Source organism: Sinomicrobium soli (assembly GCF_003285545.1).
Lineage (GTDB): Bacteria > Bacteroidota > Bacteroidia > Flavobacteriales > Flavobacteriaceae > Sinomicrobium.
Genome location: NZ_QLNV01000004.1, coordinates 288,142 through 314,894, shown reverse-complemented (window position 1 = coordinate 314,894; position 26,753 = coordinate 288,142). Strand labels below are relative to the sequence as shown.

Genomic DNA, 26,753 nt, shown 5'->3' with positions numbered 1-26,753 from the left:
GCATCAGGCATGCCGAAAACTCATCTTTTGGGGTTTGGCAACACTTTTGCTATATGGTTGGGCAGTATAAATGACAGAACCCATGGCTAAAAAGGATAACAACGAAATAGAAGACAATAAAGATATCGCGGCAGAAGGACAGGTTGCCCGGGAACAGGAAGTCTCTGCAGAAGAGGAACTCAGGGAAGAGCTCGGCAAGGAAAAAGACAAGTTCCTCCGTCTCTTTGCCGAATTTGAAAACTATAAAAAACGCACTGCCAAAGAGCGTATCGAACTCTTTAAGACAGCAGGACAGGATGTCGTGTCTGCCATGCTTCCGGTACTGGACGATTTTGACAGGGCCATTGCAGAGATCAGGAAATCGGCAGACGGGAACCCCGATATTGTCGATGAGTTGCTGAAAGGTGTTGATCTGATCAGTAATAAGTTCCGAGAAACCCTGAAAAGTAAGGGGCTGACGGAAATTGAAGTCAACCAGGGAGATGCTTTTGACGCCGAACTCCACGAAGCCATTACCCAGATCCCCGCTCCGTCAGAAGACATGAAAGGCAAGATTATTGATGTTATAGAAAAAGGATACAGGCTCGGGGAAAAGATTATAAGGTACCCCAAGGTAGTTGTAGGAAACTAAGAGGCCCGGTATCCCGGAGAGACTCCGGCTCAAAAAAACAATCAGATGAAAGAGGATTATTACGAAATACTGGAAATCGAGAAGAGTGCTTCGGCAGCAGAGATCAAGAAAGCTTACCGGAAAAAGGCCATACAGTATCACCCCGACAAAAACCCCGGTGACAGTCATGCCGAGGAAATGTTTAAAAAATCGGCTGAAGCATATGAGGTACTGAGCGATCCGGACAAAAAGGCGCGTTATGACCGTTACGGGCATGCCGCTTTTGAAGGCAATGGCGGGTTCGGCAGCGGCGGCATGAATATGGATGATATATTCAGCCAGTTCGGTGATATCTTCGGCGGTGCATTCGGTGGCGGTTTCGGAGGGTTCAGTGGTGGTTTCGGCGGCCAGAGACGTGTAAAGGGAAGTAATCTCCGCATTCATGTAAAACTGACCCTGGAGGAAATAGCTCATGGAGTGGAGAAAAAAGTAAAGGTACGCCGTAAGGTACAGGCTCCGGGAGTATCTTATAAAACCTGCCCCACCTGTCACGGCACCGGGCAGGTCACAAGGGTTACCAACACCATCCTCGGACGAATGCAGACCTCTGCGCCCTGTAATGCCTGTGGGGGCAGCGGACAGATCATAGATAAAAAACCGGCTGACGCCGATGCCCAGGGACTGAAAATATCTGAAGAGACCGTTTCTATTAAAATACCCGCAGGGGTTGCAGATGGCATGCAGCTCAAGGTAACCGGGAAAGGGAATGAAGCTCCGGGTAACGGCATTTCAGGAGACCTGCTGGTCGTGATCAGCGAAACAGAACACGCTACCCTTAAAAGGGAAGGAGACAACCTCCATTACGATCTGTACATCAGTGTCCCCGAAGCCGTACTCGGCACCTCAAAAGAGATCGATGCCGTGACGGGCAAGGTCAGGATCAAGCTGGAAGCGGGTATACAGTCCGGAAAGATACTGAGGCTCAGGGGCAAAGGAATCCCAAGTATTAACGGGTACGGAAGCGGTGACCTCCTGGTACATGTAAACGTGTGGACCCCGAAAACCCTTAACAGGGAACAAAAGGAATTTTTCGAACAGATGCTCCAGGATGAACACTTCACTCCCAAACCGGAAAAAAGCGACAAATCTTTCTTCGAAAAGGTAAAGGACATGTTCTCCTGACTGCCTGTAAAATCTTTAATCACGATACATAAAAAACGCAGGGTGAAATCCTGCGTTTTTTAGTATCCGGAAAACCTGATATATACCATACCGGAAATTTTGATTATTTTTTTATATATTCATTAAAAATATCATAAAAAAAATACTATATTTGAAAATCCGCTAAGAAACCTTAGTGTTAATTTTTTTCTTTTTCATAGCAATTTTTTCCCATCCTTGATCCCTTTTAAGGATGGGTTTTTCTTTTCACGACCCCTTGTATTTGTCGCCCCAGCGTTTCTGGATAAAACTGCGTATCTGCTCCTCCCTGGAGTTTCCGGCCGGCACATAAAAGGAGGTGCCCTTCAATTCGTCCGGCAGAAATTCCTGGTTTACAAAATTTCCAGCATAGTCATGGGCATATTTATAACCCTCACCGTACCCCAGTTCTTTCATGAGCTTGGTAGGTGCGTTTCTCAAATGCAGGGGCACGGAAAGATCGCCGGTCTGCCTAACCGCTTCCTGCGCCCGGTTGATCGCCATATACGACGTATTGCTTTTGGGCGATGTAGCCAGGTGTAGCGCACACTGGCTCAGTATGATCCTGGCCTCCGGGTATCCTACGGTAGTCACGGCCTGGAACGTATTATTGGCTATAACCAGGGCTGTCGGATTGGCAATCCCTATATCCTCGGAAGCCGAAATGATCATTCGCCTGGCTATGAATTTCACATCTTCTCCGCCTTCTATCATTCGTGCCAGCCAATACACCGCCCCGTTGGGGTCACTCCCCCTTATCGATTTGATAAAAGCCGAAATGATATCGTAATGCTGTTCGCCGGTCTTGTCATACCGCACCGTATTTTTCTGTACCTTTTCCAGCACCATGTCATTGGTGATCGTTACCTCGCCGGTACCTTCGGAATTGATTACCAGTTCAAAAATATTCAAAAGCTTACGGCCGTCTCCTCCGGAAAGCCTCAAAAGGGCTTCGGTTTCCCTGAGGTCGATCTTTATCCCGGAAAGTACCGTATCCTTCTCCATCGCCCGCTGTAACAGGGCCTCCATATCCTTCTTGTCGAAAGCATTCAGCACATAGACTTGGCACCTCGAAAGCAAGGCGGGAATGACCTCGAAACTGGGGTTCTCGGTAGTGGCCCCTATCAGGGTCACCCATCCTTTTTCCACGGCCCCGAGCAACGAATCCTGCTGCGATTTGCTGAACCGGTGTATCTCATCTATAAAAAGTATGGGGTTTTTAGCTGTAAAAAGTCCGCCTCCCTGTTTGGCCTTTTCAATGACCTCACGCACATCCTTGACACCACTGTTGATAGCGCTGAGGGTATAAAAAGGCCTGTCACTTTCACAAGCGATAATATTGGCCAATGTCGTTTTTCCGGTACCGGGCGGCCCCCATAAAATCAGGGAAGGAATCAGTCCCCGCCTGATCTGCCGCGTAAGCGATCCGGTTTCCCCGACAAGGTGGGCCTGGCTGATATACTCTTCAAGGCTCTTGGGGCGTATTCGTTCTGCAAGTGGTTCGTTCATACCGTAAAATTACTATATTTAATTCGATAATGTGCCAATTCGATAATTAATTAAGAAAAATGCAGGATCATAAGGATTTTCGCTTCTCACTGACTACGGTACTTTACCCGTTTCTCTTCGTGGTACTGGTATGGACCATATACTGGATACAGATAAGATTCGCATACGACTTTACCGGTTATGGCATTCTCCCGCGGAAGTTACCGGGGCTGGCAGGCATTGTATGCAGCCCCTTTCTTCACGGGTCCGTAAAGCACCTGTATAACAATTCCCTTCCCCTGTTGATACTGGGCAGCATGCTACTCCATTTTTACAGGCAACAAAGCCTGAAAGTCCTGTTGTACGGCACACTGCTCTCCGGGCTACTCACCTGGGGCATAGGCAGACCGGCCTATCACATCGGAGCCAGCGGACTCATCTATATGCTGTTCGCCTTTATATTCTTTAAAGGTATATTCACACGGCACTACAGACTGGTAGCACTTTCGCTGCTTGTCGTCTTTGTGTACGGCAGCATGCTGTGGTATGTATTTCCCATTGATGAGGAGATTTCGTGGGAAGGCCATTTGTCCGGTTTTTTAAGCGGACTGATCCTGGCGATATGTATCAAAGGAAGTTTGCCCGTTCCCCATAAATACGAATGGGAAAAAGAGGATTACGACGAGAAAAACGACCCCTTCCTGAGGCATTTTGACGACGAGGGAAATTTTGTGGAAAATCCTCCCTCACAGGAGGATGAAGAAGACCCCGTATCATAGCTAACACCACAATACCTGCAGCGCTGTTACCGGTATCTAAAACTTGATCTCCAGCTCCCGGAGCACGCGTTCCCCGTTTTCATAGTACTCTGCCATCCATTTGCCATCCTTGAGGGTGAGCATCCCATTCTTGTCCTTAATGATAAACACATTATCCACACTCGTATTCTGCAATACAAAAACAACCTTGGGCGACTGATCTACGAGCTGATACCCGTTTTCTACAGGCTGGGCATACAGCACTTCTCCGGATACCGTACCGGTCTGCCTTGCCACAGGCACAGGAGTATTGTCCGGGGCCTTGCTTTCGGCAGCGAGCACCGGTGTTGCTGTAGCGGCCGGTGCAGCCGCCACAGACCTGCGCGGAGCTACTATGGCCTGTGAAGGGTCATAACGGTAACCCAGCTCTTCCACCGAAAGAAAAGCTTTCCTCAGGGCATCGTGGTATGCTTTTTTGTAATCTTTCTCCTTGCTTTTCCCTTCTTCCGAAAGAAAGACCACCTCTCCCCTGCAATTGGTCAGCTCCACCTTCAGCTTGGTAGTAAACATATTGGAATCGTCCCTGACATCCGCTTTCAGTGCCAGGCAGCTGTTTTCCTCGATATCCGCATTCAGTTCATTGGCATATACCGCGGTAAAATCGTATTTCTCAAACAGGAATTTGACCAGCGCATTGACCTGGTACTGGTTTTCCTTTTTCAAAAAATCAAACTTTTTAGGGACTATAACATACTTATACCCGTTAACACTGCTTTGCCCCAGGACACAGGATATACTGAAAACGGCAATAAGAACAGTCAATATTTTTTTCATCATTACAGATTTTTAAGAGTCAAGGGCATTTTAAATCTTACCCGGTGAACAGAACATCTTCATGTCTTCCGCAACTTCCCGGAGTTTTATACAGATATACCCGGCAGGCACAAAGAATTCAGTTTTTGCTAATTTCCGAAATTCTGTTCAAATATCCATCACCTCCTGCGAATTTATGTTTATGCGGGAGAAGGGAAGGCCGTAAAAAACCCGGACTGAAGAAACGGGGGGCCTGTGCGTGATTACGCCTCTCCGGCAGGGCCGAAATTAAGCGGTACGGGAGGCTGTTCATAATCCTTGATCTCCCCGTGGGCCGATTCAAAGCGATGTACATTATCTGCAAGTGCCTTGAGAAAACGCTTGGCGTGCTGCGGGGTCAGGATAATACGGCTTTTGACCTTGGCCTTGGGGGTCCCCGGCATCATACTGATAAAATCGACCACAAATTCGGAAACGGAGTGATTGATAATCGCCAGGTTGGAATAGGTTCCTTCGGCAACATTTTCATCCAGTTCTATATCTATTTGCTCCCTTTTCGGGTTGTTCTGATCGCTCATGATGGTATCTATTTACGAACCCGTTTCGGTGAGTTCCATGCTAAAATAAAAAAAAGGCCGGAAAATTTCTTCCGGCCTTTTAAAAAATATCTGTTTTTAATAGAGACTTGCTTCCTGTTTGCCGCTCATGATCTCATTGTATTCCTCTTTCGAACCTACAATGATATTATCATAATCGCGCATACCGGTACCGGCAGGGATCTTGTGCCCTACGATCACATTCTCTTTCAGTCCTTCGAGCGTATCCACTTTTCCGCTTACCGCAGCTTCGTTGAGCACCTTGGTGGTTTCCTGGAACGACGCCGCAGAAATAAACGACTTGGTCTGCAGCGAGGCCCTGGTAATTCCCTGAAGTACGGGTGAAGCCGTGGCCGGAATAATATCGCGGGCAACTACAAGCTGTTTATCGGCCCTTCTCAGGATGGAGTTCTCATCCCTCAATTGCCGGAGTGTAACGATCTGTCCGGCCTTAAGGCTTTCCGAATCACCGGCATCCTCTACTACCTTCTTGCCAAACAACCTGTCGTTCTCTTCGATAAAGTCGTCCTTGTGTACCAGCTGGCCTTCGAGGAAAATGGTATCTCCCGGATCGTTGATCTGCACTTTTCGCATCATCTGCCTTACGACCACTTCAAAGTGCTTGTCGTTGATCTTAACCCCCTGCAGACGGTATACTTCCTGAACTTCGTTCACGAGATACTGCTGTACGGCAGAAGGCCCCTTGATATTGAGGATATCTTCCGGAGTTACCGAACCGTCAGAAAGCGGCATTCCCGCCCTCACAAAGTCATTTTCCTGTACCAGTATCTGGTTGGAAAGCTTCACGAGGTACTTCTTCACCTCTCCCAGCTTCGATTCCACGATGATCTCGCGGTTACCCCGCTTGATCTTACCGAAAGACACTACCCCGTCGATCTCCGAAACTACAGCCGGATTCGAAGGGTTACGCGCTTCGAAAAGCTCCGTTACCCTCGGCAGACCACCGGTGATATCCCCGGCCTTGGCCGATCTTCTCGGTATCTTGACCAGGATCTTTCCTTCCTTGATTTTCTCTCCGTCGTCTACCATGATATGCGCGCCTACAGGCAGGTTGTACGAACGGAGCACTTCTCCCTTGCTTCCCTTGATAAGCAGCGTAGGAATAAGCTTTTTATTTCTGGATTCGGAAATCACTTTTTCCTGGAAACCGGTCTGTTCGTCGATCTCCACCTGGTAGGTGACTCCCTGTTCGATATTCTCATAGGTGATACTTCCGGAGAATTCGGAAATAATCACACCGTTATAAGGATCCCACTGACAGATCACATCTCCCTTACTGATCTTGTCGCCGTCGTGAACAAACAACTGGGAACCATAGGGAATATTACTGGTACTCAAAACGATACCTGTCTTTTCATCGGTGATCTTAACCTCGGAGGTCCTTGAAATAACCACCTCTCCCGGTTGTCCGTCTGCAGTCTGGCTGCTCACCACCTTGAGGTCTTCTATGGTAACCAGGCCGTTGAACTTGGAGATCAGCTTGCTTTCTTCGGAGATGTTACCGGCAATACCTCCCACGTGGAATGTACGCAGGGTAAGCTGGGTTCCCGGTTCCCCGATAGACTGTGCGGCAATAACCCCTACAGCTTCTCCCCGCTGAACCATTTTCCCGGTAGCCAGGTTTCGTCCGTAACACTTGGCACATATCCCCTGTTTTGCCTCACAGGTAAGTGCGGAGCGTACTTCAATACGTTCAATAGGAGAGGCGTCTATCTTTCTGACAATATCTTCCCCTATTTCCTCACCTGCCCCTACGAGCAGTTCCTGGGTAAGGGGGTCATGTACATCGTGGAGCGAAACCCTTCCGAGTATACGCTCTCCGAGAGATTCCACCACTTCCTCGTTCTTTTTAAGGGCTTCTACCTCTACGCCTCTCAGGGTACCGCAATCTTCGGTATTGATAATGACATCCTGTGAAACGTCCACCAGACGGCGCGTCAGGTACCCGGCATCCGCCGTCTTAAGAGCGGTATCGGCCAGACCTTTACGGGCACCGTGGGTAGAGATAAAGTATTCGAGAATCGAAAGTCCTTCCTTAAAGTTGGAGAGGATCGGGTTCTCAATGATCTCTCCCCCTCCGGCAGTAGACTTTTTAGGCTTGGCCATAAGTCCCCGCATACCGGTAAGCTGCCGTATCTGTTCCTTGGAGCCCCTCGCCCCGGAATCAAGCATCATATATACCGAGTTAAACCCTTGCTTATCCTCGCGGATACGCTTCATGGCCAGCTCGGTAAGCATGGCATTGGTAGAGGTCCATACGTCGATCACCTGGTTATAACGTTCGTTATTGGTAATCAGTCCCATGTTGTAGTTCATCATGATACCGTCTACCTGCTCGTTGGCCTCCTCGATCATCTGGTTTTTCTCTTCCGGGATAATAATATCCCCGAGGCTGAACGACAGGCCACCCTGGAATGCCAGCCGGTACCCGAGGTTCTTGATCCTGTCCAGAAAATCGGAAGCAGTCGGCACATCGGTCACTTTCAATACGTGCCCGATAATATCGCGAAGTGATTTCTTCGTAAGTACGGTATTGATATAACCGGCCTGCAGGGGCACCACTTCGTTAAACATCACCCTTCCTACGGTAGTCGCTATGATCCTGGTAACCGGTTCCCCGTTCTCATCCAGGTCTTTCGTCCTTACCTTGATCCCGGCATTGAGCTCCACCTTTTTCTCATTGTAGGCGATGATCACCTCTTCCGGCGAATAGAATGTCAGCCCTTCTCCTTTTACCTTTACATCATCATCACTCTTGCGCTCTTTGGTCATATAGTACAGCCCGAGCACCATATCCTGTGAAGGCACGGTAATCGGCGATCCGTTGGCCGGGTTCAGAATATTGTGCGACGCAAGCATAAGCAGCTGGGCCTCGAGTATGGCTTCCGGCCCCAGCGGAAGGTGTACCGCCATCTGGTCGCCGTCGAAGTCGGCGTTAAACGCCGTACATGCCAACGGGTGCAGCTGAATGGCCTTACCCTCTATCAGTTTGGGCTGGAATGCCTGTATACCCAACCTGTGCAGTGTGGGAGCCCGGTTGAGCAGCACGGGATGCCCCTTGATAACGTTGTCCAGTATATCCCAGACCACAGGTTCTTTCCTGTCTATGATCTTCTTGGCCGATTTTACCGTCTTTACAATACCCCTTTCGATCAGTTTACGGATCACGAAAGGCTTGTAGATCTCGGCAGCCATATCCTTCGGCAGGCCACATTCGTACATTTTCAGTTCAGGCCCTACCACAATAACGGAACGGGCCGAATAATCCACCCTTTTACCGAGGAGGTTCTGACGGAAACGTCCCTGCTTTCCCTTGAGGGAATCGGACAGGGATTTCAGCGGCCTGTTGGATTCGGTCTTCACTGCGGAAGACTTCCGGGTATTGTCGAACAGGGAATCCACGGATTCCTGCAACATCCTCTTCTCATTCCGGAGGATCACCTCGGGAGCCTTGATCTCCATCAGTCTTTTCAAACGGTTATTTCTGATAATCACCCTTCGGTACAGGTCATTGAGGTCTGAGGTGGCAAAACGTCCTCCGTCCAGCGGCACCAGGGGCCTCAGTTCCGGCGGGATAACGGGAATCACCTTGAGGATCATCCATTCCGGGTGATTTTCCCTGTTCTGCTGGGCCTCCCTGAAGGCTTCCACTACCTGGAGCCTTTTCAGGGCCTCGGTCTTACGTTGTTTGGAAGTCTCGTTATTGGCCTTGTGCCTCAGGTCGTAAGACAATGCATCCAGGTCTATTCTCCTGAGCAGCTCTATAATACACTCCGCCCCCATTTTGGCTATAAACTTGTTGGGGTCGGTATCTTCCAGGTACTGATTGTCCTGGGGCAGGCTGTCCAGAATATTCAGGTATTCTTCTTCCGTAAGGAAATCCATGGCCTGAAGCTCCTCTCCCTCTGCATTTTTCGCATTACCCGGCTGTATCACCACATAGCGCTCGTAATAGATGATCATATCGAGCTTTTTGGACGGCAGTCCGAGCAGGTAACCGATCTTGTTGGGCAATGACCTGAAATACCATATATGAGCGATAGGCACAACGAGATTGATGTGCCCTACGCGGTCTCTCCGTACTTTTTTCTCGGTAACTTCTACACCACACCTGTCGCATACAATCCCTTTATACCGTATCCTCTTGTATTTTCCACAGGCACATTCGTAATCCTTTACAGGCCCGAATATCCGCTCACAAAACAATCCGTCACGTTCCGGCTTATGCGTCCGGTAGTTAATGGTCTCCGGCTTTAAAACCTCTCCGCGGGACTCCGCCAGGATAGATTCCGGCGATGCCAGGCCTATAGAGATCTTGTTGAATCTTGTTACTGTATTCTTATCTTTTCCTCTTGCCATGATGTATGGTGATAATGAATTAAGTGTAATTTGGTGAGTTCCGGTCCGCTGAGCACAGCGAACCGGAATACACCCTGTAAATTATTCCTCCAGTCTGATATCGAGCCCCAGACCTTTGAGTTCGTGCATCAACACGTTAAAGGATTCGGGCAGTCCCGGTTCGGGCATGGCCTCTCCTTTTACAATAGCTTCATAGGTCTTGGCACGGCCTATCACATCATCCGATTTCACAGTGAGTATCTCTCTCAATGTGCTGGATGCCCCGTAAGCTTCCAGTGCCCATACCTCCATCTCTCCGAAACGCTGTCCTCCGAACTGCGCCTTACCTCCGAGCGGCTGCTGGGTGATAAGGGAGTACGGTCCGATAGAACGCGCGTGCATCTTGTCGTCGATCATGTGACCGAGTTTGATCATATAGATCACCCCGACCGTGGCAGGCTGGTCAAAGCGTTCCCCGGTACCCCCGTCATACAGGTAGGTATGCCCGAAACGCGGTATTCCGGCTTCATCGGTATACTTATTGATCTCTTCGAGAGATGCCCCGTCAAAGATCGGCGTGGCAAACTTTCTTCCGATTTTCTTACCGGCCCATCCGAGAACAGTCTCGTAAATCTGTCCGATATTCATACGGGAAGGTACCCCGAGCGGGTTGAGTACGATATCCACCGGCGTTCCGTCTTCCAGGAAAGGCATGTCTTCCTGACGAACGATACGCGCTACGATACCCTTGTTCCCGTGACGCCCGGCCATCTTGTCTCCTACTTTAAGCTTTCGCTTCTTGGCGATATATACCTTAGCAAGCTTCATGATCCCTGCAGGAAGTTCGTCTCCCACCGAAATGGTAAACTTGTCCCTGCGGAGCGCCCCCTGAAGGTCGTTCAGTTTGATCTTGTAATTGTGCAACAGGTCGGCGATCAACGCATTGGTATGGTCGTCCGTAGTCCAGGTCCCCCCGACGAGATGTGCAAAGTCATCCACCCCGTTGAGCATCTTGAGCGTGTACTTCTTCCCTTTGGGCAGTACTTCTTCCCCGAGGTCGTTAAGTACACCCTGCGATGTCTTTCCGTTGACCAGGTTAAAGAGTTTTTCTACCAGTACATCTTTCAGTTCCTCAAACTTCGTATTGTACTGAAGGTCGAGTTTGGCGATGTCTTCCTTATCCCTTGCCCTTTTGCGCTTGTCCTTGATCGCTCTTGCGAACAGTTTCTTGTCGATGACCACTCCCCGGAGTGACGGAGAAGCTTTCAGCGAAGCATCCTTCACATCACCCGCCTTGTCACCGAAGATCGCCCTGAGCAGTTTTTCCTCTGGGGTAGGATCGGATTCTCCCTTGGGAGTGATTTTACCGATAAGGATATCCCCGGGTTTAACCTCGGCACCGATCCTGATCATTCCCTGTTCGTCAAGGTCTTTGGTAGCCTCTTCGGAAACATTGGGAATATCGTTGGTGAGCTCTTCCGCCCCCAGTTTCGTATCCCGTACTTCCAGAGAATACTCGTCGATATGGATGGAGGTAAAGATATCCTCACGCACCACTCTTTCCGAGATCACAATGGCATCTTCAAAGTTATATCCTTTCCAGGGCATGAAAGCCACCTGCATGTTTCTTCCGAGTGCGAGTTCTCCCTGTTCCGTGGCATATCCTTCACAGAGCACCTGTCCTTTTTCCACACGGTCTCCCTTGCGTACGATGGGTTTCAGGTTTATCGAAGTTCCCTGGTTCGTCTTGCGGAACTTGATCAGCTCATAGGTCTTGGAATCATTGTCAAAGCTCACCAGCCTTTCCTCATCGGTACGGTCGTATTTGATCACGATCCTGTTCGCATCGACATACTCTACCTCTCCGTTTCCTTCCGCATTGATAAGTACCCTTGAGTCTGAAGCGACACGCCGCTCCAGCCCGGTACCTACTACCGGGGCCTCCGGCTTGAGGATCGGCACGGCCTGGCGCATCATGTTCGACCCCATCAGGGCACGGTTCGCATCATCGTGTTCCAGGAACGGAATGAGCGAAGCCGAGATCGAGGCGATCTGGTTTGGCGCCACATCGGTATAATCCAGCTGGGCAGGTTCTACCACGGGGAAATCACCCTCTTCACGGGCAATTACCTTATCCGTAAGTACATTTCCCTCCTTATCCATCGGGATATTGGCCTGTGCTATGAGTTTTTCTTCTTCTTCTTCTGCGCTCAGGTACCTGAATTCAGACAGGTCTACCTTCCCGTCCTTCACCTCGCGGTAAGGGGTTTCTATAAAGCCCATATTATTCACCTTCGCAAAAACGCTCAGCGACGATATAAGCCCGATATTGGGCCCTTCCGGGGTTTCGATAGGACAAAGACGGCCATAGTGGGTATAGTGTACGTCACGTACCTCAAACCCTGCCCTTTCCCTGGAAAGTCCTCCCGGCCCGAGGGCAGACAGGCGTCTTTTATGCGTAATTTCCGCCAGCGGATTGGTCTGGTCCATAAACTGTGACAGCTGATTGGTCCCGAAGAAGGAATTGATCACCGACGACAGCGTCTTGGCATTGATCAGGTCTATCGGGGTAAACACCTCGTTGTCCCTTACATTCATCCGTTCCCTGATGGTTCTTGCCATACGTGCAAGCCCCACACCGAACTGTGCAGACAGCTGTTCCCCGACGGTCCTTACACGCCTGTTGGACAGGTGGTCTATATCGTCCACTTCCGCCTTGGCACTGATAAGTTCTATCAGATATTTGATTATGGTAATGATATCTTCCTTGGTAAGCACCTGCTTGTCCATATCGATATCCAGTCCGAGCTTCTTGTTCATCCTGTACCTTCCCACATCCCCCAAGTTGTACCTCTGGTCGGAGAAGAAGAGCTTGTCTATGATGCCCCTTGCAGTTTCCTCATCGGGCGGCTCGGCATTACGCAATTGCCTGTATATGTGTTCTACGGCCTCCTTTTCGGAGTTCGTAGGGTCTTTCTGCAGTGTATTGTGAATAATGGCATAATCGGCAGTCTGGCTGTCTTCCTTATGCAGGAGAATGGTCTTTACATCGGCATCGATAATCTCGTCGATATGATCTTTCTCCAGTACGGTATCCCTGTCGAGTACAATTTCGTTACGTTCAATGGATACCACTTCCCCGGTATCTTCATCCACAAAGTCTTCGTGCCAGGTATTCAGCACCCTTGCGGCAAGCTTGCGCCCGAGGACTTTTTTAAGCCCTGTTTTGGAGACCTTGACCTCTTCGGCCAGATCGAATATTTCCAGGATATCCTTGTCCCTTTCATATCCGATAGCGCGGAACAGGGTGGTTACCGGTAATTTTTTCTTCCGGTCGATGTAGGCGTACATCACACTGTTGATATCGGTGGCAAATTCGATCCAGGACCCCTTGAAGGGAATAACCCTGGCAGAATACAGTTTTGTTCCGTTAGCGTGAAAAGATTGCCCAAAGAATACTCCTGGAGAACGGTGCAGCTGGGAAACGACAACCCTTTCAGCCCCGTTAATTACAAAGGTACCACTGGGCGTCATATAGGGAATGGTTCCCAGGTAAACGTCCTGTACGATAGTTTCAAAGTCCTCGTGTTCCGGGTCGGTACAGTACAGCTTGAGCCTTGCTTTCAGGGGCACACTGTACGTTAACCCTCTCTCTATACATTCCTGTATCGTATACCTCGGAGGGTCCACAAAGTAATCTAAAAACTCTAATACAAACTGATTGCGTGTATCAGTAATCGGGAAGTTTTCCATGAAGGTATTGTACAAACCCTCACGTCCCCGCTCTTCAGACTTGGTCTCCAGTTGAAAGAAATCCTGGAACGACTTGATCTGAATGTCCAAGAAATCCGGGTAATCCGGAGTGTTCTTGGCTGAGGCGAAGCTTATTCTTTCAGTCTGATTTGTGAACATCAATGGACAAAATTTTGATTAAAATATAGATATATATACTGCATATAACCATATATGCAAAAGGGTTTAGGCCTAATTCGCATATAGCGAAAAGACCTAAACCAAGGCTTTAAGACGTCGGGAACTTATTTAAGTTCAACCTCTGCTCCTGCTTCTTCTAATGAAGATTTGATTCCTTCTGCCTCATCTTTAGATACTCCCTCTTTAACAGCTTTGGGAGCACTGTCTACGATCTCTTTGGCTTCTTTCAGCCCAAGACCGGTAAGTTCTTTAACCAGCTTTACAACAGCCAGTTTGGAACCTCCTGCAGCTTTCAGGATCACATCAAATTCAGATTTTTCCTCAGCAGCTTCTCCGCCTCCGGCAGCAGCTCCACCACCAGCAACAGCTACAGCTGCAGCAGCGGGCTCGATACCGTATTCCTCCTTCAGTATGTCGGCTAATTCGTTTACTTCCTTAACAGTAAGGTTAACCAATTGTTCTGCAAAATCTTTCAAATCTGCCATTTCTATCGTTTTTAAAAAATTTAAATATAATTGTTATTAAGTGCGTTCGTTTTACTCTCCTTTTTCGGACAGGGTTTTCAGGATACCGGCCAGTTTTCCGCCACCTGACTTCAGGCCGGAAATAACATTCTTGGCCGGAGATTGCAGCAATGCAATGATATCTCCGATAACCTCTTCCTTGGACTTGATACTTACCAGTGCGTCCAGCTGCTCATCACCAACATAGATGGCCTCCTCGATAAAAGCGCCCTTCAGCAGGGGCTTATCCGATTTTTTGCGGAACTCCTTTATCAGTTTTGCCGGGCCGTTTCCGGTCTCTGAAAACATCAGTGAGGTGTTACCTTTCAGTATCTCAGGCAGTTCACCGAAATCCTTATCAGAGGCCTCCATGGCCTTGGCCAGCAATGTATTCTTTACTATTGCAAGCTTAATATTTGCCTTGAAACACGCCCTACGCAGGTTGGAGGTAGTTGTCGCATCCAGGCCGGATATGTCCGCAAGGTAGATATTGGTATTATCTGCCAACTGTGAGGTCAGATCACTGATTACCGCTGCTTTTTCTTCTCTTGTCATGATTAAGGGAATTATTAACTACCTTATACTGCCTTAGGGTCAACAGGTACACTCGGACTCATAGTACTGGACATATGAATACTCTTGATATAGGTACCTTTTGCTGCAGTAGGTTTTAATTTGATTAATGTTTGAATAAGCTCGTTCGCATTACCGGCAAGTTTTTCCGGGGTGAACGATGCTTTTCCTATAGCTGCATGAACGATACCGGTCTTATCTACCTTAAAGTCGATCTTACCGGCCTTTACTTCACCGACTGCCTTGGCCACATCCATGGTTACCGTACCTGTCTTGGGGTTCGGCATCAGTCCGCGTGGCCCCAGTATACGTCCAAGAGGTCCGAGTTTTCCCATTACACTGGGCATGGTGATGATCACATCCACATCGGTCCAGCCTTCCTTTATTTTCTGCAGGTACTCATCGAGTCCTACATAATCCGCTCCGGCTTCCTTGGCTTCGGCCTCCTTGTCGGGAGTCACCAGGGCGAGTACCTTTACGTCTTTACCGGTTCCGTGAGGAAGCGTTACCACCCCGCGAACCATCTGGTTTGCCTTACGCGGGTCTACACCCAGCCGTACTGCGATATCTACGGAAGCATCGAATTTAACGTTCGTCACCTCCTTTACCAGGGCGGAAGCTTCATTTACCGAGTACAGCTTGTTCCTGTCTATTTTAGCTAAAGCTTCTTTTTTCTTTTTAGTCAATTTTGCCATTTTCCTTGTCTTTTAAGATTTAAAAAGGCTTCTCACCACTAACCGTTATCCCCATAGACCTCGCTGTACCGGCCACCATGCTCATGGCAGACTCTACGGTAAATGCATTGAGATCCTGCATTTTGTCTTCAGCTATGGCCTTTACCTGATCCCAGGTAATGCTGGCCACTTTTTTACGGTTGGGCTCTCCGGAACCACTTTTAATCTTAGCCGCTTCCTTCAATTGAACTGCCGCCGGCGGTGTCTTTACGATAAAGTCGAACGACTTATCTTTATAAACCGTGATAACAACAGGTAAAACCTTACCCTGTTTGTCCTGTGTACGCGCATTGAACTGCTTACAGAACTCCATGATGTTAACGCCGGCAGCACCTAAAGCGGGTCCAACCGGTGGCGACGGGTTCGCAGCACCTCCCCTGACTTGTAGTTTAACTACTTTACTAACTTCTTTTGCCATTGTTCAGAATTTAATGTAAGGAAGCGTCTCATTCAAGGAAGCAAGACACTTCTGTATATGTAACATTTAAATTTTCTCTACCTGCATATAACTCAGTTCCAGCGGAGTCTTGCGTCCGAAGATCTTCACCATCACCTCGAGCTTCCGCTTTTCCTCGTTCACCTTTTCCACTGTACCGTTAAAGCCGTTAAACGGCCCGTCTATAACCTTTACGGTCTCTCCGACCGTATAGGGAATAACCACATTATCGGTCTTAACAGAAAGCTCGTCAACTTTTCCGAGCATCCTGTTCACTTCAGATTTGCGCAATGGCACGGGGTCACCTCCCTTAACTTCACCCAGGAAGCTGATCACTCCGGTAACCGATTTGATAATATGAGCAACCTCGCCCCCGAGATTGGCTTTCACCATTACATATCCCGGAAAATAAACACGCTCCTTGTTCACTTTCTTTCCGTTGCGTATCTGAACCACTTTTTCGGTAGGCACGAGCACTTCGTCTACATAATCGGAATAGCCAAGGCGGGCGATCTCGTTCTCTATGTACGACTTCACCTTATTTTCCTGGCCGCTGACCGCTCTGACCACATACCATTGTTTCACTAACGCTTCTGCCATTGCTCTCTGTTCGTATGTTAACTTAATCTACTATAATAAAGACTGATCAGCTCTCCGAAAGCCAGATCAACCCCCCATATAGCCAAAGAAAACAATATGGAAAAAACCGCAACCACAACCATCAGTCTCTGCCCTTCGGCCCAGGACGGCCAGGTAACGTTATGCTTCAATTCCCCGAAGGATTCTTTGATATAACCTACTATTGTCATCTTTACTTTATTTGCACGGGTGGAGAGATTCGAACTCCCATCAACGGTTTTGGAGACCGCTATTCTACCCTTGAACTACACCCGTTGGTAAAGCCGGAAGCGCTTGGAAATTCAAGCTCTTCCGGCTTTTACTTATATAAAACCAAGACTGGAATTAGTCTAATATTTCGGTAACCTGTCCGGCACCTACCGTTCTACCACCTTCACGGATCGCGAAACGCAGACCAACGTTAAGAGCGATAGGCTGGATCAGCTCAACGGTAATGGTAAGGTTGTCACCGGGCATTACCATTTCAACTCCGTCAGGCAGGGAAATAGTTCCTGTCACGTCAGTCGTACGTACGTAGAACTGGGGACGGTAGTTGTTGTGGAATGGTGTGTGACGACCACCTTCTTCTTTTTTCAGGATATATACCTCAGCCTTGAATTTGGCGTGAGGAGTTACAGATCCGGGCTTACAGATAACCATACCTCTTTTGATCTGGGTCTTTTCAATACCCCTCAAAAGAAGACCTACGTTATCTCCGGCCTCACCTCTGTCCAGTATCTTACGGAACATCTCAACCCCGGTAATGGTAGAAGTCAGTTTCTCAGCTCCCATACCGATGATCTCAACGGGGTCACCGGTTTTGGCAACACCAGTTTCGATACGTCCTGTAGCTACGGTACCACGGCCTGTAATAGTAAATACATCTTCAACAGGCATCAGGAAGTCTTTGTCCACATCCCTTTGCGGCAGCTCGATCCACTCATCTACAGCTTCCATAAGTTTCAGTACGGTATCAACCCACTCCTGCTCACCGTTAAGCGCACCAAGAGCAGACCCCTGGATAACAGGACCGTTATCTCCGTCATAGTCATAGAAGCTCAGCAGATCCCTTACTTCCATATCAACGAGCTCAAGCAGCTCAGGATCGTCAACAAGGTCAACTTTGTTCAGGAAAACCACAATACGGGGAACACCAACCTGACGTCCGAGAAGGATGTGCTCACGTGTCTGAGGCATAGGACCGTCAGTAGCAGCAACAACCAGGATAGCACCGTCCATCTGGGCAGCACCGGTAACCATGTTCTTTACGTAGTCGGCGTGACCGGGACAGTCAACGTGTGCATAGTGACGGTTCGCTGTCTGATATTCTACGTGAGATGTATTAATAGTGATACCCCTTTCTTTTTCTTCCGGAGCGTTATCAATCTGATCAAAACTTCTTGCCTCAGAAAAACCGGCATCCGCCAAAACTTTGGTAATAGCTGCGGTTAGAGTTGTTTTACCGTGATCCACGTGTCCAATAGTACCGATATTGAGGTGCGGTTTGGAACGATCAAAAGTTTCCTTTGCCATGATTCAATAATTTAATCTTAGTTATATATTAGTGTTCAAATTTAAGTTCTCCGTGAGCCAACGACGGGATTTGAACCCGTGACCTCTTCCTTACCAAGGAAACGCTCTACCCCTGAGCTACGTCGGCAATTATAACCCCTGGTTTCCAGGGAAAGACAAGAGCGGGAGACGAGGTTCGAACTCGCGACATTCAGCTTGGAAGGCTGACGCTCTACCAACTGAGCTACTCCCGCATATTATTTCAGATTTTCATTCTTCTGATAAGAAAACAACAAACTTCCACTTCATCATCTTCCCCAGGACCTGTACCTCCACAAAAACTCCGGCTCAACTCCTGTCCACAAAAGGATTACCTCGCTGCGCTCGGTGATCCGTAAGGGGGACCCTTACTCAAAGTTTCCGGATCGTCGGCTTACAAAAACCTTTGGCTTTTGACGCCAACGATCCGGAAACTTTGTGGGGAGAGCAGGATTCGAACCTGCGAAGGTAAAACCAACAGATTTACAGTCTGTCCTCGTTGGCCGCTTGAGTATCTCCCCGTACCGGTTTCAAAATTTCAACAGTTATCGTCCGTCACCGCCCTCTTTTCCGGAGACCGGCGGGTATGGCCGGATAACTTTAAACCATAAAAAAAGTCCGCTATTTCTAACGGACTGCAAATGTATATATTTATTTTTTTATTCAAAACATTTTTCCATTTTTTTTAATCACATATGAGCCCTGAGTTTTTCCTTCCTTTTCACCAGCAATCGCTCCAGGGAACCGGCAGCAGTATCAATTCCTTCCTCGAAGGTTTTACACTGTTTTTTTACGATAAATTCATCGCCCGGAACATGGACCTTGACCTCCACGATCTTATTCTCCTTGACACTGGTGTTCTCCACCTTGAGATAAACATCAGAAGACACTATCCTGTCGTAGTAAGTATCCAGCTTATCCATCCTCTTCTGAATAAAATCCACTAATTTCGCATCGATGGCAAAATTCACTGATTGCGTGCTCACTCTCATAACACTTAGGGTATTGCGAAAGCACCTGCCTGTAAAGACACGGGCTTCCATAGATTAAACATAGTTTTAACGGCTGCAGAATTACTTTTTATTCCTGGGATGTGCCTCCCCGTATACCTTTTTCAGTTGCGCTATACTGTTGTGAGTATACACCTGGGTCGAGGCCAGGCTGGAATGCCCCAGCAATTCCTTTACCGAATTCAGATCTGCGCCCTTGTTAAGCACATGAGTCGCAAAAGTGTGCCGAAGCACATGCGGACTCTTTTTGACTTTCAAAGACACCTTACTAAGGTAACTATTTATTAACCTATAAACAAGAGCAGGGTAAACTTTATTACCGTTTTTAACTAAAATTAAGACATCGCCCGAGGCCCCGGTAGCTACTTCACGCCTCGCCCTTACATAATCGTCCAGCACTGTCCTGAGATGAGGCAGTACAGGTACTATGCGTTCCTTGTTCCGCTTGCCCAGAACCCTTATGGTCCCGGCACTCATATCCACATCGCCCAGTCTCAGGCCTATGAGCTCGCTTCTTCGCATCCCGGTGCCGTATAACAGCTCTATAACACAACGATCGCGTATACCTTCAAAAGTATCGGGATACGATATGTCGTCCAGCACCCTTCTCATCTCCTCTTCAGAAAAAGGCACCTCCACCTTCCGGGATACCTTGAGCGATTTGTGGCCCGAAAGAGGGTTGACCTCCTTCTCTCCCGTCCTGACCAGGAACCTGTAATAGGAATTCAACGCGGCCACCTTCCTGTTCACAGACCTGTTGCTTATCTTTTCATCCACCATACTGACGATCCAGGCCCGCACCAGGGAATAGGAAGCCTCCGATATGTCCGGAAGTTCAAACCGGGCTTTGCAGAAATCTGCAAAAAAACACAGGTCTCTGCCATATGCCTTCACGGTATGCCCGGAATATTTCTTCTCGAGCTTTAAATAATCCAAAAAAGCCTTTACAGACATGCTCCTCATTCTTTTACGTAAAGATAGGAAACAAAAAAATCCCCCTGCGAAACCACAGGAGGATTTTTTATTTTATGGTCATCCGACCAGGACAACAGAAGACTTAAATATCTTCCTCATCCCTCAAATGCTGGATGTATTGCGCTTTCTGCAACTGTGTTCTCTTTCGTACAGAAGGTTTCGTGAACTGCTGTCTTGAACGCAACTGACGCATAGTCCCCGTACGATCGAACTTTCTCTTAAAGCGCTTCAGCGCCCTGTCTATATTTTCTCCTTCTTTAATCGGTATTATCAACATATCTTAACCACCTCCTCTCTTTTGGGACTGCAAATGTACGGTATCCGTATTACATACACAACAGAAAATTTCTTTTTTAGTGGTTAGTTCGTAGTTATTAGTACTATAATAGCCAAGTCTATCACTGAATCAGGGACGCTGTATTTCGGGCTTTACAACTCCGGAAGCATTGATTACCCTTTCAGGATATGCCTGGAAATAACTACTTTCTGTATCTCCGTGGTCCCTTCACCTATAGTACACAGTTTCGCATCCCTGTAAAACTTCTCTACCGGAAAGTCTTTGGTATACCCGTATCCCCCGTGGATCTGCACCGCTTCATTGGCAGCTCTTACACAGGTTTCCGAAGCATACATCTTTGCCATCGCACTGATCCGGGTTACCGGCCTTCCCGCATTCTTACCGAAAGCCGCCTTGTGCAACAGGAGCTCGGAAGCCTCTATTTCGGTAGCCATATCAGCCAGTTTGAACGAGATCCCCTGGAACTCACATATCGGTTTTCCGAACTGTTTTCTCTCTTTGGAATATTTAAGCGCGGCCTCATAAGCTCCCTTGGCGATACCCAGCGACAAGGCGCCAATGGAAATACGTCCTCCGTCCAGCACTTTCATCGACTGCACAAAGCCTTCCCCTACTTCCCCCAGCCTGTTGGCATCCGGGATACGGCAATTGTCGAATATCAGTTCGGCGGTCTCACTGGCCCTCATCCCGAGCTTATCTTCTTTTTTCCCGCTGCCGAAACCGGGAGTCCCCCTTTCTACCGCAAAAGCGGTCATTCCCTTCGAATCTCCTTTCTCTCCGGTGCGAACGATCACCACGGCAATATCCCCGCTCTTACCATGGGTAATGAAATTCTTGGCACCGTTGATCACCCATTCCGTTCCGTCCTTCACTGCAGTGGTATTCATCCCCCCTGCATCAGAACCGGTGTTGTGTTCCGTAAGCCCCCATGCGCCGATCCACTCCCCGGTAGCCAGCCTCGGCAACCAGCGCTGTTTTTGTTCCTCATTCCCGAATTCCAGTATATGGTTGGTACAAAGAGAATTGTGTGCCGCCACAGAAAGCCCGATAGACGGATCGATCTTTGATATTTCCTCTATAATTGCGATATACTCGTGATACCCCAGTCCGGAGCCCCCGTATTGCCCGGGTACCAACACCCCCATAAAACCAAACTCACCTGCCTTTTTAAATAACTCCACAGGAAACTCCTGGGCCTCGTCCCATGCCATCACATGGGGCTTTATAAATTGTGTTGCAAAGTCTTTCGCAGAAGCCTTGACCATTCCCTGTGTCTCGGAATAATCGAAGTTCATAGTGCCCATTACATCGATACCCATCTATCTCTTTATTTAATTAAATACATGATAATCAAACAATAAAAGCAGGTAAAATTACGACACTCAAACGTAATCACCAAACTATTAATGTTTAAAATACGATCTAAAAATAACAGGCAGAAAACATATCTCCCCAATGCTTCAGAACTCCCTTCCCTATGCTTTTCCGCCTTAACAAACTGTATACCAGAAACCTCCATACAAAAACACTGATGGACGCCTACGGTTCAGCGGTCAAATATAGTTTAATTCTGTCAATCTTCGCCGGCGGAAAATCTTCAATTTTACGGAGTTCATCCACGCTTTTCACATGCCCGGCCACTGTGCGATAGGCCACTATCTTCATCGCTTCTTCCCGGTTCAGATATGCCAGTGACTGCAATTCACTTACAGAAACTTTGTTGATATCGAGTTTCCTGATCCGGGGAACGGACCTCACTTCAAACCGTTCCAGGACCCGGCGGGCCGCTACGGAATCAAGGCCGTACACTTCAAACAATTGTTCGTCGAGAGAGAAACCACCCAGAAGCCTGCGGTATTTTACAATACGCCGGGACAATGTCTCGCCGATCCCGTATACCCTGTCAAGAGCAATTTCATCAGCGAGGTTAAGATCGGCTTTTTCCAGGTATTCCCTTTCTCCGGATACCGGTGCCCGGTAAAAGCTTTCCTTTGCCTTCTTTTCGGGGAAACGCAAATAAGGTTCCATTTTCCACGATCTTTCTTTTTCCATACCGGTTACCCGGGCAAATTCCCGGATATCTGCCACATATGCCCCCTCAGACCTGAAGCGGTGAAGCCGGTCTATTTCTTCGGTGGTCATCCCTAATACATACCCCCTGTAATCGGTCAGGAAGTTGGGGTTATACGTATATTTCCCGGCATAAACAGCATAGTCATCAATACCTGTAGTATCCGGTCCCGCCGTCCCTTCCGGGGCCATTATCAGAAAAGCCCTTTCCATCCCGAGAAAAACCGGCTGCAGCAACAGTATAAAAACCAGTAAAAAGAAAATCCCGTTTCGTTCCTTTTGATCAAAACGAAAACGGGACTGCGCTTTTCTTAAAGTCATAACAAAATATATTAAACCGTCTGCACCATCAGGGTCTCGGTTCGTCATCATTGTCCGAGTACGAATCGGGTTCCGGTTTGGGTGGTGTAGTCAGCACCTTGTAAAAAAAGTAAGCTGCTACCGCCGTGACTATTCCCTGGGCGGCGATCATGGTGATTAAAGCCGATGTATTCATATTCGTGTTACCCTCCCTTCTCTTACTCTTTTACGGTAAGATATATAAATCAGTACTAATATAAAGATAAGCAATGCCAAAAGCAAGCCCCGGGCCGAATTTACGGCAACCAGGTTTTCCTGTAACCGCTGTACCTCGGCGGGGTCGGTAGCACTGGCAATCTGCTCGTTAAGCCCTGCATTGGTGATCTTTTTAATGATCGACATATTATCCAGCGGCCAGCCGTTCCCGGAAAACAGGCTACTGACATTTCCGGACCAGTCATTGTCCTTAGGCGCAAAGACGGTACCGAGAAAAACCACGATCAGGATAACGGGGGTAACATATTTTATGATATACCTGTAGATGCCCGGCACCTTTATATCTGCCCCCATATTGATCTCTCTCCATCCCTTATCAAGCCCGAACACCCACGAGAAGAGGATGGTTTCCATCATGGCAAAAACCACCAGGCTCACCGTTCCGGCCCAGAAATCGTATTCGTCAAATACTCCCTGCTGAAAGAAAAACACCGTAGGAAGGCCCATCAGCAAGGTGACCAGTCCAAATCCCCACGCCCCCTTTTTACGATCCCAGCCAAATTCATCCTGCATAAAGCTCACACAGGGTGTTCCCATAGCGAGGGAACTGGTAATCCCGGAGAAAAACAGCAGTCCGAACCACATGACGCCGGCAATGGCTGCAAATACGGTGCCCCATTGCTGGAAGAGATAGGGCATGGTCTGGAATGCCATCCCGAAACCGGCATTTTCCAGCACCCAGTCGAGCCCGAGGTATCCGGCTGCGATGGGAATGACTATCGAGCTCCCGATAACCACCTCAATAAATTCGTTCATAAAACCTGCCGAAAGCGAATTCAGCGCAATATCGTCCTTGCTTTTCACGTAAGCCGCATAGCAATGTACGGTTCCCATACCCACCGACAGGGTAAAGAACACCTGCCCTGCAGCCGCCATCCACACCTTCAGGTCCAGTATGGAATCATACTGAAGGGTCCACAGAAAGTTCAACCCGTCCCAGGCATTGGCATCGGGAAATATTTCCGAGGCCCCGCCGGTACCCAGGGTAACTCCCCGCACTGCCAGCACCACACCAAACAGTATGAGCAGGGGCATTCCTATCTTGGCTACCTTTTCCACGCCTCCGAGCCCTTTGGAGAGCACGTATACATTGATAGAGAGACACAGAATGTAAAAGATGACTGCCTCGAAAGGAATCCCGGTAGTACTGTGAAGCACATCGACATAGGAATTAAAGAAATTTGCTACCTGGGACTGATCCATCCCCACAAAAGTCCCTTTTATGGAATGCAGCACATAAGACATGGTCCACGATTCGATATAGGCGTAATACGCCGCTACGGCTATATTGGTAAAGATCCCGAATACCCCGATATATTTCAGGATACGGCCTTTGGTCATGGTATCCAGGATATACGGCGTACTGTGATTGCCGAACCTTCCCCCGTAACGGCCGGAAGACCACTCGATAAACAACAGGGGGATCCCCATCAGAAGAAAACATACCAGGTAAGGAATTATAAAAGCCCCTCCCCCGTTTTGTACTGCCTGTACCGGAAACCTTAAAAAATTCCCCAGGCCCACGGCATTACCAGCCATGGCAAGGATCAGTCCAACCCTGGAACCCCAGGATTCTGTAGTCTTTGTCATATTAATCTACAATAGTTCAACCTCCGTTATGCGCTATTTAGTTGTTTTTACTTTTGTTTTCACCGGTTTCCTGAAAAGTTCATTCGCATTCAGTTTCCTGACATATTCCTTAAGGTCTCTCCGAACTTCTCCCGACATGATATAAAGTCCTATAATATTGGGCAATGCCATAGCGAGAAGCATCATGTCTGAAAACTCCAGTACGGCACCGAGACTTATCGAAGCCCCCAAAACTACGAACATTAAAAATAATATTTTGTATACAAACTCCACTCTTTTGCTTTTTCCGAATAAAAAAGTGGCTGCACGCATCCCGTAATACGACCAGGAAATGGAGGTGGAAAAAGCAAACAGGAAGATCGCAAAGGCCAGCACATAGGGGAACCAGGAAATGATACTGCCGAATGCCGCAGAAGTGAGCTGTGCCCCTCCAAGGCCTTCAGCTTCGTGGTACACCCCGGTAAAAATAAGTACAAGGGCGGTAAGCGTACAGACTACTACAGTATCGATAAAAGGCTCCAGCAAGGCCACAAAACCTTCCGACACCGGGTGTTTTGTCTTGGCAGCGGAGTGCGCTATGGCCGCCGAGCCTACTCCGGCCTCGTTGGAGAAGGTACCCCTCCGGAATCCCTGGATAAGCACCCCGATAACCCCGCCTTTAAGCGCATCGGGATTAAACGCCCCGTCAAAGATGGCCAGGACAGCCTCTCCCACATGACTGATATTCATCACCAGTACGAGAATCGCAAAAAAGACATATAGTGAAGCCATAAAAGGCACGACTTTCTCCGTTACCTTCGCTATGCTTTTGATACCGCCGAGAATAACAGCCCCTACCATCAGCGCCATAATGAGCCCGAACCAGAACCCGTTGCCTTCCAGCACGGGGAACTGCCCCTGTAACTGGTCGAAAGCCTGGTTAGATTGAAACATATTGCCCGAACCGAAAGACGCTCCTATACACAGCACCGCAAAGACCACGGCCAGTACCTTCCCCAGTTTTTCCTTTCCCCGGGCTTTCAACCCGTTTACCAGGTAACTCATGGGGCCTCCGAATACCCTGCCGTCATCGGCGATATACCGGTATTTCACTCCCAGGGAACACTCCACGAACTTGGACGACATTCCCAGAAAACCGGCCAGGATCATCCAGAAGGTAGCCCCGGGGCCTCCTATGGCAATGGCTATGGCCACCCCCGCAATATTTCCGAGCCCCACCGTACCGGAAACCGCCGTGGAAAGCGCCTGGAAATGGGTTACACTCCCCGGTGCATCTGGCTCGTCATACTTACCACTGGCCAGCTGCAAAGCGTGTTTAAAGCCCCTGATATTGATAAATTTCATGCGGAGTGTAAAGAACAGCCCGCCTATAATAAGCCATATTACAATAAAGGGAGCCGAAATGGTGCGCAGGTCTCCATTCGGATACAACATGGCATGCCCTTCGTCATCATAGATCACAGGATCGTAAATGCCCAGTGCGGCAAAAGGGTCCCAAAACAAAACGGAACCAATCGCATCTACTATAGGCTGAGTGGTTCCGTTAAAAATTTCCGTGATTGAACTGGCCGGCACAATGTATTCCTTACTGACCGAAAGCCCCTTCGCATCAGTGATCTTTACAGTATAAGGTATGCCCTCCGTAAGTCCCGATGCCTCTGCCGAGCCCAGCGGGGTTTCCGGGTGACTCCATTTATAGGTATAAGGCTCCTGCCCCCCTTCCACCTTCAGCACGATCCGGGCATCGTTGATCACCTTCGACGGGTTGACAAGATCTTCCCTTACGGTAAGCTGCTGTGAAAATAATGTAAATGATGTAAGCGTTAGAAAAAGAAAGAGAAATCCGTTTCTCATAAAAGGCATAATTTTAGTTTGAGATTACAGTTAGTTCGGGAAACCATCCGAATTTTATGCTCCGGTTCTTTTTATATTCCGAAAACAAAATTTAAACAGTTTCTAAAAAAAAGCAGGAAAACCGCTTTATAACAAATTTATGTTTTAATCAATAAAAGGAGGCAATATCCAAAAAAAAACGGGCTAAATCAAATTTTGGTTCGGATTT

23 protein-coding genes and 4 tRNA genes are annotated in these 26,753 nt (G+C 48.3%); 3 read left to right on the top strand and 24 right to left on the bottom strand.

The window, feature by feature from the left end; genetic code table 11:
- The first annotated feature begins 82 nt into the window (after nt 1-82).
- Together DN748_RS07090 and dnaJ are read left to right on the top strand one after the other, a co-directional pair.
- Nucleotides 83-631: a nucleotide exchange factor GrpE gene (locus DN748_RS07090; RefSeq protein WP_112371166.1), complete on the top strand. Its 549-nt coding sequence runs from the start codon at nt 83-85 to the stop codon at nt 629-631.
- Between the two features lie 45 nt (nt 632-676).
- The gene (dnaJ, locus tag DN748_RS07085) at nt 677-1,792 is read left to right on the top strand and encodes a molecular chaperone DnaJ (protein ID WP_112371069.1); all 1,116 of its coding nucleotides are present in this window, start codon (nt 677-679) and stop codon (nt 1,790-1,792) included.
- A 246-nt stretch (nt 1,793-2,038) separates the two neighbouring features.
- Here the strand turns inward: dnaJ and DN748_RS07080 are convergent, their stop codons facing one another.
- Complete coding sequence (locus DN748_RS07080; RefSeq protein ID WP_112371068.1) at nt 2,039-3,319, bottom strand: replication-associated recombination protein A; 1,281 nt, start codon at nt 3,317-3,319, stop codon at nt 2,039-2,041.
- Nucleotides 3,320-3,378: 59 nt separating this feature from the next.
- Here DN748_RS07080 and DN748_RS07075 point away from each other — a divergent pair, with 59 nt between their 5' ends.
- Nucleotides 3,379-4,077 (top strand): rhomboid family intramembrane serine protease, encoded by a 699-nt coding sequence (locus DN748_RS07075; protein ID WP_112371067.1) that lies wholly within the window; start codon nt 3,379-3,381, stop codon nt 4,075-4,077.
- 36 nt (nt 4,078-4,113) lie between these two features.
- On the opposite strand, the gene DN748_RS07070 is transcribed toward DN748_RS07075, so the two are convergent.
- From DN748_RS07070 to DN748_RS06965, 23 genes are all read right to left on the bottom strand, one after another.
- Nucleotides 4,114-4,893 (bottom strand): hypothetical protein, encoded by a 780-nt coding sequence (locus DN748_RS07070; protein WP_236636810.1) that lies wholly within the window; start codon nt 4,891-4,893, stop codon nt 4,114-4,116.
- Between the two features lie 239 nt (nt 4,894-5,132).
- Entirely contained in the window at nt 5,133-5,447 is a 315-nt protein-coding gene (locus DN748_RS07065; RefSeq protein ID WP_112371065.1) for a DUF3467 domain-containing protein, read from the bottom strand.
- A gap of 96 nt (nt 5,448-5,543) precedes the next feature.
- The gene (rpoC, locus tag DN748_RS07060; RefSeq protein WP_112371064.1) at nt 5,544-9,845 is read right to left on the bottom strand and encodes a DNA-directed RNA polymerase subunit beta'; all 4,302 of its coding nucleotides are present in this window, start codon (nt 9,843-9,845) and stop codon (nt 5,544-5,546) included.
- 81 nt (nt 9,846-9,926) lie between these two features.
- The gene (rpoB, locus tag DN748_RS07055; RefSeq protein ID WP_112371063.1) at nt 9,927-13,736 is read right to left on the bottom strand and encodes a DNA-directed RNA polymerase subunit beta; all 3,810 of its coding nucleotides are present in this window, start codon (nt 13,734-13,736) and stop codon (nt 9,927-9,929) included.
- A gap of 125 nt (nt 13,737-13,861) precedes the next feature.
- The gene (rplL, locus tag DN748_RS07050) at nt 13,862-14,242 is read right to left on the bottom strand and encodes a 50S ribosomal protein L7/L12 (RefSeq protein ID WP_112371062.1); all 381 of its coding nucleotides are present in this window, start codon (nt 14,240-14,242) and stop codon (nt 13,862-13,864) included.
- 51 nt (nt 14,243-14,293) lie between these two features.
- Nucleotides 14,294-14,815: a 50S ribosomal protein L10 gene (rplJ, locus tag DN748_RS07045; protein WP_112371061.1), complete on the bottom strand. Its 522-nt coding sequence runs from the start codon at nt 14,813-14,815 to the stop codon at nt 14,294-14,296.
- A 23-nt stretch (nt 14,816-14,838) separates the two neighbouring features.
- Entirely contained in the window at nt 14,839-15,528 is a 690-nt protein-coding gene (rplA, locus tag DN748_RS07040; protein WP_112371060.1) for a 50S ribosomal protein L1, read from the bottom strand.
- 19 nt (nt 15,529-15,547) lie between these two features.
- Entirely contained in the window at nt 15,548-15,985 is a 438-nt protein-coding gene (gene rplK / locus DN748_RS07035) for a 50S ribosomal protein L11 (RefSeq protein WP_112371059.1), read from the bottom strand.
- A gap of 66 nt (nt 15,986-16,051) precedes the next feature.
- On the bottom strand, nt 16,052-16,603 hold the full coding sequence (nusG, locus tag DN748_RS07030) for a transcription termination/antitermination protein NusG (RefSeq protein ID WP_112371058.1): 552 nt from the start codon (nt 16,601-16,603) through the stop codon (nt 16,052-16,054).
- A 17-nt stretch (nt 16,604-16,620) separates the two neighbouring features.
- The gene (gene secE, locus DN748_RS07025; protein WP_112371057.1) at nt 16,621-16,812 is read right to left on the bottom strand and encodes a preprotein translocase subunit SecE; all 192 of its coding nucleotides are present in this window, start codon (nt 16,810-16,812) and stop codon (nt 16,621-16,623) included.
- Nucleotides 16,813-16,826: 14 nt separating this feature from the next.
- Nucleotides 16,827-16,897: transfer RNA gene (locus tag DN748_RS07020), tRNA-Trp, on the bottom strand.
- A 69-nt stretch (nt 16,898-16,966) separates the two neighbouring features.
- Entirely contained in the window at nt 16,967-18,154 is a 1,188-nt protein-coding gene (gene tuf, locus DN748_RS07015; protein WP_112371056.1) for an elongation factor Tu, read from the bottom strand.
- A 55-nt stretch (nt 18,155-18,209) separates the two neighbouring features.
- Nucleotides 18,210-18,281 (bottom strand) — tRNA-Thr (locus DN748_RS07010).
- Nucleotides 18,282-18,314: 33 nt separating this feature from the next.
- Nucleotides 18,315-18,387 (bottom strand) — tRNA-Gly (locus DN748_RS07005).
- A gap of 224 nt (nt 18,388-18,611) precedes the next feature.
- Nucleotides 18,612-18,693, bottom strand: a tRNA-Tyr gene (locus tag DN748_RS07000).
- A gap of 168 nt (nt 18,694-18,861) precedes the next feature.
- Entirely contained in the window at nt 18,862-19,164 is a 303-nt protein-coding gene (gene hpf / locus DN748_RS06995) for a ribosome hibernation-promoting factor, HPF/YfiA family (protein WP_112371165.1), read from the bottom strand.
- A gap of 81 nt (nt 19,165-19,245) precedes the next feature.
- Complete coding sequence (locus DN748_RS06990; protein ID WP_112371055.1) at nt 19,246-20,136, bottom strand: tyrosine-type recombinase/integrase; 891 nt, start codon at nt 20,134-20,136, stop codon at nt 19,246-19,248.
- Nucleotides 20,137-20,239: 103 nt separating this feature from the next.
- On the bottom strand, nt 20,240-20,434 hold the full coding sequence (rpsU, locus tag DN748_RS06985) for a 30S ribosomal protein S21 (protein ID WP_112371054.1): 195 nt from the start codon (nt 20,432-20,434) through the stop codon (nt 20,240-20,242).
- 173 nt (nt 20,435-20,607) lie between these two features.
- Nucleotides 20,608-21,750, bottom strand: a complete 1,143-nt coding sequence (locus DN748_RS06980; protein ID WP_112371164.1) for an acyl-CoA dehydrogenase family protein — start codon at nt 21,748-21,750, stop codon at nt 20,608-20,610.
- 244 nt (nt 21,751-21,994) lie between these two features.
- Complete coding sequence (locus DN748_RS06975; protein WP_161554495.1) at nt 21,995-22,846, bottom strand: ComEA family DNA-binding protein; 852 nt, start codon at nt 22,844-22,846, stop codon at nt 21,995-21,997.
- Nucleotides 22,847-22,874: 28 nt separating this feature from the next.
- The gene (locus DN748_RS19215) at nt 22,875-23,021 is read right to left on the bottom strand and encodes a hypothetical protein (protein WP_201741435.1); all 147 of its coding nucleotides are present in this window, start codon (nt 23,019-23,021) and stop codon (nt 22,875-22,877) included.
- Complete coding sequence (locus DN748_RS06970) at nt 23,018-24,691, bottom strand: sodium-dependent transporter (RefSeq protein ID WP_112371052.1); 1,674 nt, start codon at nt 24,689-24,691, stop codon at nt 23,018-23,020. Before DN748_RS06970 ends, DN748_RS19215 begins: the two co-directional genes overlap by 4 nt.
- 33 nt (nt 24,692-24,724) lie before the next feature.
- Nucleotides 24,725-26,545: an alanine/glycine:cation symporter family protein gene (locus tag DN748_RS06965; RefSeq protein WP_112371163.1), complete on the bottom strand. Its 1,821-nt coding sequence runs from the start codon at nt 26,543-26,545 to the stop codon at nt 24,725-24,727.
- Nucleotides 26,546-26,753: the final 208 nt, after the last annotated feature.